Origin of the sequence: Chryseobacterium gallinarum, from assembly GCF_001021975.1 — a bacterium.
In the GTDB taxonomy this organism is placed as follows: Bacteria; Bacteroidota; Bacteroidia; order Flavobacteriales; family Weeksellaceae; genus Chryseobacterium; species Chryseobacterium gallinarum.
The window spans coordinates 1,143,161-1,156,479 of the sequence record NZ_CP009928.1 but is presented as its reverse complement, the minus strand read 5'-3'; the positions used below and the strand labels follow the sequence as shown (position 1 = coordinate 1,156,479).

The window sequence follows — 13,319 nt, the reverse complement described above, 5'->3', positions numbered from 1 at the left end:
ATTTTTGCAAACTGAAATGTGAAGTTTCAATCAGGAAAATAGAAAATTTTAGAATGAGTAAGAAGAAAAAAAATATAATTCTTGAGAACATCAAACTTGTTAATGCAGGAGCAAAAGGTGTTGCAATCGGAAGAACAGAAGAGGGTAAAACAGTAATGGTTTCAGGTGCAATTCCGGGTGATATTGTTAATATAAGAGTGAAAAAGGCAAAGTCTAAATATTATGAAGGCGAAGCTATAGAAGTTCTTGAGAAATCACCTTACAGAGTAGAGCCTAAATGTATTCATTTTGGTACTTGTGGAGGGTGCAAATGGCAGAATATGAGCTATGAGAAGCAATTGGCTTTTAAGCAGGAAGAAGTATATAACAATATTAAAAGAATCGGGGGGATTGAAGATTTTGAAACAGTTTCAATATTGGGCTCTGAAGAACAATATTTCTACAGGAATAAAATGGAGTTCTCTTTCTCTAATGCGAGATGGCTTACTCAATATGAAATAAGCTCTGAAGAAAACTTTGGAAGTAAAGATGCGCTAGGTTTTCATATCCCGGGAATGTGGAGTAAAATTCTGGATCTTAAAGAATGTTTCCTGCAGGAAGACCCTTCTAACGCAATCAGGTTGGCTGTAAAAGAATATGCTGTTGAAACCGGACTGGATTTCTTTGATGTAAGAAATCATGAAGGGTTCCTGAGAACCTTAATGATGAGACAGAACTCTAAAGGAGAATGGATGGTGCTATTCCAGCTTTTCAGAGAAGAAAAAGAAAACAGGGAGAAGCTTTTTGAATTTATATTAGAGAAGTTTCCACAAATCAAAACATTGGTGTATGCCATTAATCCAAAAGCCAATGACTCAATTTACGATCTGGATATTAATGTTTATTCCGGGCAAGGATATCTGATGGAAGAAATGGATGGGCTGAAGTTTAAAATCGGGCCAAAATCATTTTTCCAGACAAATTATAAGCAAGCTTTGGAGCTTTACAGGAAAACATTGGAATTTGCAGATCTGAAAGGAGATGAAGTAGTGTATGACCTGTATACGGGAACAGGAACAATTGCTCAATACGTGGCAAGAAACGCAAAACAGGTAATCGGTATAGAATCAGTACAGGAAGCTATTGATGCAGCGATAGAACATGCGGAATTGAACGGACTTACAAATACGACTTTCTATTGTGGAGATATGAAAGATATCTTCAATGACGACTTCCTGGCTAATCATCCTAAAGCAGACGTTTTAATCACTGATCCTCCCAGGGACGGAATGCATCAGAAAGTCGTGGAACAGATTTTGAAACTTTCTCCGGAAAAAGTGGTTTACGTAAGCTGTAATTCGGCTACACAAGCCAGGGATTTAGCCTTAATGAAAGACCATTATACATTAGTTAAGATATTGCCGGTAGATATGTTCCCGCAAACACACCACGTTGAAAACATTGCTTTATTGATTAAAAAATAAATTTATTTAAATTTGAATTTCAAATCATAGTATGAAATACCTTAAATTTCTCATAACAATCTGTTTTCTGGGGATTCTGTTTTCCTGTGGAGGGGATGATGATATCTGTGAAAGCGGAGAAGGAACTCCCAGAATGAAAGTGGCTTTTATATCAATAAAGTCCGGAAAACCAATGACTGTAGATTCCCTGAATGTTGCTGTTGACTATGGATCCGGTAAAGTAGATCTGGGTTGGCAGACCAAAATAGATTCAAGGCTGATTCCTTTAAGGGTAGATGATTCGCCATATACCGATGTATATTTTAAGGTAAGCACCAAAGGGACTGAATCCAAGGTTAGAATAAACTATACTACCAGATCTACCTACGTATCTCCGGGATGCGGGATCAAAAAAAATTATGATAATTTAAGTTCACAATTAATCACTCCTAATCCTGTTCAAAACCTGGAAGAAGGACTAAATCAAATAGAGAATGAAGACAAGACTAATCTATACCTTCTTTTTTAGTGTATTAGGAATAATAAGCTGGGCTCAGGATAAACAGGAGAAAAAAGAAGTAAAAAAGGAGCACTGGAAGTATGAGCCCAATTTTATGGTTGGTCTTGATGTGCTTAACACAGGAGTTGCCTTTTTCTCTGACAGAAAGCTATACCAGGGTTTTATTTCTTCCAGGCTGAAAGAAAATCTCCATGTCATTGCAGAAGCTGGTTTTGAAAAGAATATATACCAGAAGAATGGTTATGATGCAAAGGCAAGTGGTCCGTTCATTAAACTGGGGGCTTTCTATATGTTAGCTAAAGATGCAGAAAACGAATTCAATGGTTTTTATGCCGGGGGGAAGGTTGCCGGATCTTTCTATAATCAGGAGTATATGGCAATTCCTGTTCGTGGATTTGGAGGGAGTACTTCATCAGTAGCATTTCCATCGTCATCACAATCTACCTTTTGGTTAGAAGGAACATTGGGAGGCAGGGTACAGTTGTTTGATTCCAATTTTTATATAGATGTGAATCTGCAGCCCCGGTATTGGATGTACACTTCTAAACAGGATGATATTTCACCTATGATCGTCCCGGGATTTGGGCGGAGTTCTTCCAAATTCAATATGGGATTTGCATGGAATATAGCGTATAAATTTTAACGTATAGCCTTTTTAGAAGGCTTCTGATTTCCCTTTATAAGAATTCTGTACAGGTTTTCTAATTCTTTGGGAGGGATACCTGCGTCAAATTGAGAAGATTGGTATCTTTTTTCAGGGGTTACAATCAAAATGGAAGAAGATAAAGCTCTATCTGAGAACCTATTGGTTGTGGGAGACTCCAGTGAGGAGATTTTAGCCAAATCTATTTCCTGAACTTGTTTTATTATATTTTCCCATTCTGTAGATGACATAACTGCCGTTGTCGAAGTGCCGTTTACAGATGTGGTTTTAGAAGTTGGCGTTAATGTAAAAATCCTATGCGTTCCCCTTGTTTCTTCACTTAATTCTATTTTTTCGATTTGATATTTTTGTGGTCCTGCTTGTGAAGGGCTTTTATTACTGTATTCTTTCTTCTGTGGTACACAATTTATATTGAAAAATGATATTACTGTCAATATAATTAATAATTTTTGTTTCATTTTGATATTATACTAGTTAAATATTTATGATAAAAAATAATATATTTGTGAAATTAATTAAAAATTATTAAATGAAAAGAAAAATTACTTCGAAAGTATCTATTTTACTTCTTCTGGCTTTTTTTTATTCAATTTATGGACAGAAAAATAATCAGGATAAAATTGTTTTTGGAAAGAAGTATACAATTGATGAGCTAAGGAAAACAAATGGGTTTATTAGGTGTGCCTCAACAGAGTATGAAGCGACATTACAAAAGAATAATCCCAAAAGAATGTCAGATGCAGAATTTGAAGCATGGATTGCTCCTTTGATTGCTAATGCAAAAAAAGACAACAGCAAATCTCAAAATGGAGGAGTGATCACAATTCCTGTTGTTGTGCATGTTATTCACAGTGGCCAGGCATTAGGAGTGGCACCTAACATTACTAATGCACAGGTTCAGTCACAAATTACAGTGATGAATAATGACTATAGAAAGTTAGCAGGGACACCTGGTTATAACACCAATCCTGTAGGAGCTGATACCATGATCCAGTTTGCGCTGGCTAAAGTTGATCCGAATGGTAATCCTACAGATGGTATAGACCGTGTCAACCTATGCCAGACTTCATGGGCAACTTCCGCTATTGATAGCTATGTAAAGCCACTTACAATCTGGGATCCTACCAAATATATGAATATGTGGAGTGTTAATTTCTCAAATTCTCAATTGCTTGGTTATGCACAGTTTCCCTCAAATTCTACTCTACCGGGATTAGCTGCAAATGGTGGCTATGCTGATACTGATGGTGTGGTAGCAAACTATTCCACATTTGGTAGTATTGCCTATAATGATGGTACCTTCTTATTAAACGCTCCTTACAACAGAGGAAGAACAATGACTCATGAAGTAGGACATTTTTTAGGATTGAGACATATCTGGGGAGACTCTGCCTGTGGAGATGATTTTTGCGCAGATACTCCTACTCATCAAAGTTCTAACGGAGGATGTCCTACGCATCCAAAACCAAATAATTGTAATACTACTGATGAAATGTTTGAAAACTATATGGATTATACAAACGATTCATGTATGAATATTTTTACCATTAATCAAAAAGACAGAATCACTGCAGTGATGAATAACTCCCCTAGAAGGATGGAGCTTATAACATCTACAGCAGATGCTCCTATTCCTTTATTTGCCAATGATGCTGAATTGAAAGGGGAAAGAAGTTGTAGCGCAAATGCCTGTACTGATTCTCAGCCTCCTGCCACTGTACAGTTCTCAATATATAATAGAGGTACAAGTCCGCTTACCTCTGCTGTAATTACTTATTCTGTGAATGGAGGTGCTATGCAGACAACAAATTGGAGTGGAAACTTAGCTCAGGATAAATATGCTTTGATCAATATTCCAACCGGAGTTGCATCAGGTACTATTTCTGCTGAGATTACCTCTGTGAACGGAACTTCAGATCAAAGATCAACTAATAATTCAGCGTCAGTAGTGATTGGAAATACGGTTCCTGTATCCAATAATAACTTTACACTTGAGCTGCAATTAGATTATTTTGGCTCAGAAACTACGTGGAGTATTACTAATAGTGCAGGTACAGTATTGTATAATGGAGGGCCATATCAGGATGTGGCTGATCCAAACACAATGCCTATTCCGCCGGTAATGACTCAAAGCCTGGTGCTTCCTCAGGATGATTGTTATACTTTTACAATAAATGACAGCGAAAACGATGGTATTTACCAATATGATGGTTACTACAGGATTTTAAATTCTGCAGGTAAAGTCGTAGTGGCAGGTAATAATTTTACAACTTCACAACAGAGAATATTCAAAGTAACGGGTGCACTGTCAACAAAAGAAATCAGAAAAGACAAGGCTGTAATAGGGATTTATCCGAATCCGGTAAATGATGTTTTAAATATAACTAAAGTATCAAATAAGGCCACTTTTGAAATATATAATACCCTCGGCCAAATTGTGAAGAAAGGTACAATTGATAATAACAAGATAAATGTATCAGAGTTATTAAAAGGTGATTATATTATTGCAATAAAAGATGAGAAAATTTCTGAAAACATTAAGTTTATAAAAAAATAAATTATCATTATAATCATATATAAATCCCCGGGTTTTTCCGGGGATTTTTTTTAATTTATTAAGAGTATCTGTTATTGTAAAATAATGTTTTGTCTCTACGTATGGAAGCTTTTGATTTATATTTTTTGTCCGGTTTTAGGAAGCTTTATTGATTATTTATATTAATGATAATTTTTCAATAATTTGTGTTTTTATAGTAAATGTATTGCTTTTTTTGTATATGTATTAAAAGTGAAATTTTTATATTTTTCTTATATATTTAATTTTATATTCTCGTTGTATATTAAATTAATCCATAAATTTTGCGAAATCATAGTATAAAATAAGTATATTTGGGCGAAAGAAATAATCAAATATTTATGAAAAGACTACTTACTACTTTATTTTGTAGTGTACTTGGTATCTCTGCTTATGCGCAATGGACGCCAACATCCTACGGAAGAGGGGAAAAGCTGGGTTCCAGTAATATCCGGAGTTATTATAAGTTGGATCTTGATAAAATCAGGGCTCAGCTTAAAAATGCTCAGGAGATGGGACCTAATTCTAAGCCTGTTGAAATTTTACTTCCTACTTTAGGAGGGAAAATTGAAAAATTTGCAGTGTATAGTTTTCCTGTTATGACAAAAGAGTTTGCTGAACAGTATCAGTTAGGTTCTTATGCTGGGGTTAGCTTAGAAGACCCGGGTAAATATCTTAGATTTTCTGTTGCTCCGAATGATTTTCAATCAACAATCATCAAAGATGGTGGCTATGAGTTTATCAGCCCTGTCAATGCTGATAAAACAATCTATGGAGTGCATCCGAAAACAAGAAAAAACGAAAACGGGTTTTTATGTTCAACAACTGAGGATCCCGTAGCACAGAGTCAGATCAGAGCTTTACAGCGCGAAGGAAGTTCATTCCATAACCAACCTACTGATTTTGGAAGAACATCTGATAAAAAGTATAGAACTATGAGACTGGCAATGTCTGTAACGGGGGAGTATACTACATTCTTTGGAGGTACTGCCAATGCTGTTGCTCAGATCAATGCTACTATAACAAGAGTAAATGCTGTCTTTGAGAAAGATTTTGCGCTGCATTTAAATGTGTTAAGTTATCCAGCTCTTATTTATGATAATCCGGCAACTGACCCGTATGCAACGGTTACCAATGCATTGCAACCACCTTCTTCATGGAATTTAGCACTACAACAAAAGCTTACTTCAATTGTAGGAAGTGAAAACTATGATATAGGACACTTATTTGGCGCTTCCGGTGGTGGAGGAAATGCAGGTTGTATTGGTTGCGTTTGTATTGCTCCTGCCAATAATAATTCATTAGGAAAAGGAGCCGGAATTACATCTCCTGCTACAGGAAGTGTTGATCCATCTCCTCAGTTTCCTCCTTCCGGAGATAATTTTGATATAGATTATGTTGCCCATGAATTAGGACATCAATTAGGAGCTAATCACACTTTTGCCCATAGTTTAGAAACAGCTGGTGTAAACCAGGAACCAGGTTCAGGTTCTACGATTATGGGATATGCGGGAATTACAGGCGCTAATACTGATGTTCAGCAGCATTCAGATCCTTATTTCCATATTGCGAGTATTAAGCAGGTACAGGCAAACCTGATAGCAAAAACATGCGATATAGAAACTCCTGTTGCGAATAATCCTCCTGTAATTGCTCCTTTACCTACTTATAATATTCCTAAAGGAACAGCATTTGCTTTAACGGCCTCTGCTACGGATCCTGAAAATGACCCTTTAACTTATACTTGGGAAGAAATAGATAATGCTAGTGTTACTATTAATAAGAATAATTTAGGAACAACTACTACAGGAGCTACTTTCAGATCGATTGCACCTTCTACAAGCCCTACAAGATATTTTCCTAAATTGTCCTCAGTATTGTCTGGTGTTTTAAATAATTCAAATAACCAATGGGAATCCGTTTCTATGGTGCCTAGAACTACAAAGTTTGCCGTTACGGTAAGGGATAATAATCCAGCTCCGGATCAACAACAAACTCAATATGCAGAACAAACTATTGTTGTAGGCAATGATGGTCCATTTAAAATTAACTCGTTATATGCCAATAGCAATGCTCCTTCTGCTATAGAGTGGGAGGTGGCAAATACAGCAGCAGCTCCATATAATGTTTCCAATGTAAAGATTGATTATACAACAGATAATGGAACTACATGGACTGTGTTATCTTCCTCTACAGCTAATGATGGGGCTGAAGATGTTACTTTCCCATCGGCATTGAACGGACAAACAGTTAAAGTAAGAGTCTCTGCTATAGGAAACGTTTTCTATGCAGTTAAATCGATTATAGTTAAGGCGTTTGCACCTTGTGACGGAGCAGCCCCAATAAATATAGTGGTATCTAATGTGACGGCAGTCACTGCAAATGTTGCTTGGCAGCCTGTTGCTGGAGCTACTTATAAGGTTCGTTATAAAAAAGTAAGTGATACAACGTGGACCGAGCTGAATGTGAATAGCCCTTTTGTAACCTTGAATAACTTATTGGAAGGAGCGGCATATGAATTACAGGTAGCTACAATATGTAATGGAACTACAGGTACATATTCACCATCAGCGAATTTTACAATGCAGGTTTTGGTTTACTGTACTTCACAGTCCAATAATATCGATTATGAATATATTTCGAATGTAACACTTGCTAATATTAATAACAGTACCGGTGCAACAACTTACTCGAACTATACTATAGACCCTTCTCTTCAGATCAATTTGATTAAAGGAAATACCTATCCAATATCTGTATCAGTAGGAAATCCTGATTTGGATACAGTGGCAGCCTGGATTGACTTTAATAAGAATGGAACTTTTGAAGACTCAGAAAGAGTTCTTAATTATCCTGTAAACCAGATAACAGGACCTATTACAGGATCATTTACTGTGCCACAATCAGCAGTGACAGATCAGCCTGTAAGAATGAGAGTTATACTTCTATACGGGGGAGCTGGTAGTGTAGGAGGTTCATTAATAGGAGCTTGTGGAGCTCTTAGTTATGGAGAAACGGAAGATTATAACGTGATGATAACCTCTACTTTATCAACTTCAGAATCTACTATTAAAAATGACGGTATCCAGTTATATCCAAACCCGGCAACTGACATTTTAAATGTAACCAAAGTTTCAGAGAAAGCTACCTATAAAATTTACAGTGCTGCAGGACAATTGGTAAACAGTGGTGTTATCAATGGTGGTAGAATCAATGTTTCAGCTTTAGTAAAAGGTGGATATATGATTACAATTGATGATAAAGGTATGGAGCAATTCAAATCCAAGTTCATCAAAAAATAAAAATTAAATTTCATTTTGAATAATTCGTAATCCCCGGGATATCCCGGGGATTACTTTATTTAAAGCAGAAGTGGAATTATTGTTAAAATTTTGTAGAAAAAAACTAATTGTACTTATAAATTAATAATAAAAAATGATTAGATTTGTGTGATTAATATTATAATGAGAACATTATGAAGAAACTCTTTACCTCTTTAATACTGTTTCTGTGTTTGATAAATATAGGCTTTGTTTCAAAAGTCTATAGTCAGACGCCGGGGCAGATTGGTACGGGAACCGGTACATCAACGAATCTCCCGATATATACCTACTACGGGTATAACTACTCCCAGCAGATTTATACTGCTGCTGAAGTTTCGGCTGCAATAGGTACGGCAACCTATATCACAGCCATAAAGTTTTATTCCACAACAGTTGTACCTACTCAGACTAATTACAATAACTGGGTGGTCTATATGGGAAATACAACCCAGAACAACTTTGCCAGCAATACGAGTTGGATTCCTGTAAGTTCTTTGACACAGGTGTTCTCAGGAACTTTACCTACTATGACAAGTGGGAACTGGGTGACTATTCAACTGGCGACACCATTTGTATGGAATGGAACAGATAACCTTGTTATTGCCGTTAATGAAAAATCACCGAGCTATTCTGATTACCCCGGAACAGCCTGGGGAAGTTATTCTGCCGGAGCAAACAGGGGTATCCTTTATTATGAAGACACTACTAATCCGGATCCGGCTTCACCTCCTACTGCAAAAGGAAGGTATGCTGATATTCCGAGGTTACAGATAGAAAGTACTACCTTACAGCCATGTTCAACTGCTCCTCCTGCTAATATTGCAGTAAATAATGTCACGGCAACTTCAGCGAATGTTACCTGGACTACAAGTATAGGAGCTACTTATGTTGTGCAGTACAGGCCCGTATCAGGAGGCCCTTGGCAGACAATTAATGTCACGACTCCACTTGCGGGAAGTCAGTTATTGACAAACCTTACTGAGCAAACCCAATACGAAGTTCAGGTAGCAACGATATGTGGTGGTACTACAGGAGCGTTTTCACCAAGTGTGAATTTTACAACACCAGCGATTACCTATTGTACGGCTGCTTCTACAAGCTCCACAATAGATGGCTATATCGGTCAGGTTACAGTAACCGGATTAGGAGCTCCTTCTATGGTAAGCAATTCAGGTTTTAGCAACTATACGGATTACTCTACAGATCCTACAAGATTAGTGACTCTGGTAAGAGGCAATACAGCTACGGTTACCGTTTCTAAAAACTGGCCGGATTATCAATGGAGCTTCGGAACAGGAGTTTGGATCGACTTTAATAGAAATGGTGTTTTTGAAACCAATGAAAGAGTATTAAGTTCTCCAAGTAATACGACATCTCCGTTATCGGCTACATTTACAGTACCATCGGTTCCGAATGTTTATAACGGAAATTTAACAACAAAGATGCGTGTTGTGTTAAGAGAAAGCAGTGCAGCCAGCGAATGTGGAAACTTTACTTATGGTGAAGTTGAAGATTATGCAGTAAAACTGATTGACCTGCAGGGTTGTAATACAAACCCTCCTGCCAATATTGCTGTTAATAATATTACACCAACTACGGCGAATGTTACCTGGACTTCAACCACAGGCGCAACTTATATCGTAAGATGGAGAGTTTCGCCTTCAGGAGCATGGCAACAAGTGACTGTGACTACGCCATTGATTAGTAATCAAATTATTAGTGGTTTAACAGAGCAAACACCATACGAAGTTCAGGTGGCTACAGTATGTAATGGTACTACAGGAGCTTTCTCTCCAAGTGTGAACTTTACAACCCCTGCCATTACTTATTGTACAGCAACATCTACAAGCTCTACAATAGACGGCTACATCAGCCAGGTTGCAGTGACTCCGACAAACTCAACGGTTATGATCAGTAATTCCGGGTTCAGTAACTATACGGATTATTCCACAGATGCTACCCGTTTAATTACTCTGGTAAGAGGAAGTGCAAATAATTCTATCAGTATTTCAAAAACCTGGCCGGGTACTCAGTACAGTTTTACAACCGGAGTGTGGATTGATTTCAACAGAAACGGTGTTTTTGAAGCAAGTGAAAGAATTGTGACTTCTCCAAGTAATACCACGACTCCAATTACAGCGACATTCTCAGTACCAGGAGCTCCGGGTGTTTACCCAGGTACCCTTAACACAAGAATGCGTGTTGCTTTAGCAGAAAGCAGCTCAGTATCAGCCTGTGGAAACTTTACATGGGGTGAAGTAGAGGATTATTCAGTAAAGCTGATAGATCAGCCTGCCTGTACAACTGCTCCTCCTACCAATATTACAGTGACAAACCTTACAGCAACGTCAGCAACAGTTTCTTGGATCGGGGCTGTAGGAGCTACTTATACTATCAGATGGAGAGTGTCTCCTTCAGGAGCCTGGCAGACGTATACTTTACCGGTTGGTCAAAGTATTTACACAATTCCTGGGCTTACTGAGCAAACGACATATGACCTTCAGATTTCTACTAAATGTGGAACCACTACAGGCGCATATTCTCCAACGACGACATTTACAACACCACCATTGTCATATTGTCAAATGACGGGTACGGGAACTAATGATCATATTTCAAATGTTACCGTTACTTCCTCTAATCCGGGAGTACCTGTCATGAGTAATAACTCTGCCCAAACAAATTATACCAGCTACACAACTCCGGAGACTCTTATTACATTAGACGCCGGCTCTGTGAATAATAAAATCTCTGTTACCAAAGCCTGGGTAAACTCAACTTATAACGGTGCTGTTACAGCATGGATTGACTTTGACAGAAACGGACAGTTTACAGATGCTGAAAGAATCCTTATTTCTTCTGCCAGTACAACTACTCCTGTTACCGCTGTATTCCCGGTTCCTGCAAATGCATATACAGGGCCATTGACTACTACAATGAGAGTGGTAATGAAACGTACAAGTGCTCCTGTAATGTGTCAGAACGCAGTAAACGGTGAAGTTGAAGACTACAGAGTAAGAATAAGACCATGCAGCCTTACCACTCCGAATCAGCCAACGATGACCCCGACACATAATTCGGTGACATTAGCTTTTTCTGGAAGTACATTGACTTATCTTGTAAGATACAGAGCTCAAACCACTCCTCCGGGAGCATGGACAGAAATATATGCTTCTGCACTGCTGAACAATATCCCGCTTGTAATAAATGGTTTAACACCGGCTACAACATATGAAGTACAGGTTGCTTCAGTTTGTGGAGATGTTGTGGGTACATTTACTCCAATCAAAACCTTTACCACAAAATGTGATCCTACTCCTCCTAATGTTACCATCAGTAATATTACGACAAGTACAGCGTTAATCACCTGGTCACCACTTGCAGCGAGCTCTACCTACATTATGAGATGGAGAAAAGTAGGTTCTACAGGTGCCGGATCATGGACTACTGTTAACTTACCAGCTCCGCCAGCCAACACTTATGTTCTTGGTAGCGTAGTTCCTTTGGAACCTTATACAACCTATGAAGTACAGGTAGCTAACCAATGTATTGGAGAAAATACTCCGAATCCGTATTCAAACCCTAAAGTGTTTACTACGGAAAGAACTTGTGAGCTTCCGCCGCCGGGATTGACAATCACTCAATTATTCCCGACAATGGCAGAAGTTAAATGGGATCCTTTCCCGGGTGCAACCTATGTTCTGAGATACAGAAAAGTAGGAATTCCAAGCTGGACAGAAGTTTCAAGTATTACCAATACTCTGGTATTGAATGGCTTAACGGAATTAACGAAATATGAAATGCAGGTAGTTAACATTTGTAATGGTACACCGGGTGCTTATACACCTCCATATTACTTTACAACCCCTACAGTAGTATATTGTAACATGGGTTCAACTAATTCTGCTGCAGAACATATTGCCAAAGTGACAGTGAAGCCAAATGGAAAACCGGTAATGGAAAATGCTTCAGGGGCATCTACCTATACCGATTATACCGGAGTTCCTAAAACATTTATTGAATTAATCCAAGGTTCTACCGATAATGAAATCATTATTGAGAAAAAATGGACAGGAACTAATTATAATGAAGGCATTGCTGTATGGATTGACTTCAACAGAAATGGCGAATTTGATATCAATGAAAGAGTGTTTACTTCACCTCCAAATACTACAAGTCCGGTATCAGGTAAATTTGATGTGCCTGCAGATGCGTTTGTAAGCATGACGGACTACAAATATGTAGTAATGAGAGTTGCCATGCAAAGAGACGGTATCCCGGTTAGCTGTGTAAATTTTGCTAACGGAGAAGTAGAGGATTATACAGTAAGAATTTCTAAAAAGGCAGTTTCAAACCCTGTTAATCAAACGGATATTCTTATTTATCCTAACCCGGTAACTACAGTGTTATATGTGAAAAATATCAGCAGCAAAGCTAAATATAAAATTTACAATGCTGCCGGTCAGGTAGTTTCACAAGGTATCTTGCTTAACAACCAGATCAATGTAAGCAGATTGATTAATGGTGTGTATGTAATAGATATTGAAGATAATGACAGAACAGCTCAAAAGAAATTTATTAAAGAATAAATAATGTAAATTTCAAATAGAATAAGCCTCCATTTCCGGGGGCTTATTTTTTTTATGGACCCGTTTTTAACGGGTGATTGTTTAAAATATCATTCAAACATTAATAAATTGTGAATATTTTAAACTTTTAATGTGTTTTATTATTGATTTTTCATTAAAAACGGCTTTAGCATTGCTTGTTGATATAAAAAGATTTAGTTTTGTAT

The 13,319-nt window shown here is 37.6% G+C and carries 7 protein-coding genes; 6 read left to right on the top strand and 1 reads right to left on the bottom strand.

Going from position 1 to position 13,319, the window contains the following annotated elements:
• Positions 1 to 53 precede the first annotated feature (53 nt).
• The 3 genes from rlmD to OK18_RS05235 are packed head-to-tail and all read left to right on the top strand — an operon-like array spanning position 54 to position 2,605.
• On the top strand, positions 54 to 1,463 hold the full coding sequence (rlmD, locus tag OK18_RS05245) for a 23S rRNA (uracil(1939)-C(5))-methyltransferase RlmD (protein ID WP_053327336.1): 1,410 nt from the start codon (positions 54 to 56) through the stop codon (positions 1,461 to 1,463).
• Between the two features lie 31 nt (positions 1,464 to 1,494).
• Positions 1,495 to 1,971 (top strand): DUF6452 family protein, encoded by a 477-nt coding sequence (locus tag OK18_RS05240; protein ID WP_053327335.1) that lies wholly within the window; start codon positions 1,495 to 1,497, stop codon positions 1,969 to 1,971.
• On the top strand, positions 1,937 to 2,605 hold the full coding sequence (locus OK18_RS05235; RefSeq protein ID WP_053327334.1) for a DUF6048 family protein: 669 nt from the start codon (positions 1,937 to 1,939) through the stop codon (positions 2,603 to 2,605). The genes OK18_RS05240 and OK18_RS05235 overlap by 35 nt, the downstream gene beginning before the upstream one ends.
• On the opposite strand, the gene OK18_RS05230 is transcribed toward OK18_RS05235, so the two are convergent.
• Positions 2,602 to 3,084: a hypothetical protein gene (locus tag OK18_RS05230; RefSeq protein WP_050019589.1), complete on the bottom strand. Its 483-nt coding sequence runs from the start codon at positions 3,082 to 3,084 to the stop codon at positions 2,602 to 2,604. The two genes, OK18_RS05235 and OK18_RS05230, sit on opposite strands and share 4 nt — an antisense overlap.
• Positions 3,085 to 3,155: 71 nt before the next feature.
• Here OK18_RS05230 and OK18_RS21575 point away from each other — a divergent pair, with 71 nt between their 5' ends.
• The 3 genes from OK18_RS21575 to OK18_RS05215 all read left to right on the top strand — a co-directional run bounded on the left by OK18_RS21575 (position 3,156) and on the right by OK18_RS05215 (position 13,113).
• Entirely contained in the window at positions 3,156 to 5,183 is a 2,028-nt protein-coding gene (locus tag OK18_RS21575) for a M43 family zinc metalloprotease (protein ID WP_053327333.1), read from the top strand.
• A 359-nt stretch (positions 5,184 to 5,542) separates the two neighbouring features.
• A complete protein-coding gene (locus OK18_RS05220) occupies positions 5,543 to 8,503 on the top strand; it encodes a reprolysin-like metallopeptidase (RefSeq protein ID WP_053327332.1) in 2,961 nt (986 codons plus the stop codon).
• A 173-nt stretch (positions 8,504 to 8,676) separates the two neighbouring features.
• A complete protein-coding gene (locus OK18_RS05215; RefSeq protein WP_053327331.1) occupies positions 8,677 to 13,113 on the top strand; it encodes a GEVED domain-containing protein in 4,437 nt (1,478 codons plus the stop codon).
• Positions 13,114 to 13,319 lie beyond the last annotated feature (206 nt).

What these genes read in the sequence shown, in the direction of transcription:
- OK18_RS05240 (WP_053327335.1), top strand. Translation starts at nt 1,495, where the DNA reads ATGAAATACCTTAAATTTCTCATAACAATCTGTTTTCTGGGGATTCTG.
- OK18_RS05215 (WP_053327331.1), top strand. Translation starts at nt 8,677, where the DNA reads ATGAAGAAACTCTTTACCTCTTTAATACTGTTTCTGTGTTTGATAAAT.
- OK18_RS05220 (WP_053327332.1), top strand. Translation starts at nt 5,543, where the DNA reads ATGAAAAGACTACTTACTACTTTATTTTGTAGTGTACTTGGTATCTCT.
- OK18_RS05230 (WP_050019589.1), bottom strand. Translation starts at nt 3,084, where the DNA reads ATGAAACAAAAATTATTAATTATATTGACAGTAATATCATTTTTCAAT.
- OK18_RS21575 (WP_053327333.1), top strand. Translation starts at nt 3,156, where the DNA reads ATGAAAAGAAAAATTACTTCGAAAGTATCTATTTTACTTCTTCTGGCT.
- rlmD (WP_053327336.1), top strand. Translation starts at nt 54, where the DNA reads ATGAGTAAGAAGAAAAAAAATATAATTCTTGAGAACATCAAACTTGTT.
- OK18_RS05235 (WP_053327334.1), top strand. Translation starts at nt 1,937, where the DNA reads ATGAAGACAAGACTAATCTATACCTTCTTTTTTAGTGTATTAGGAATA.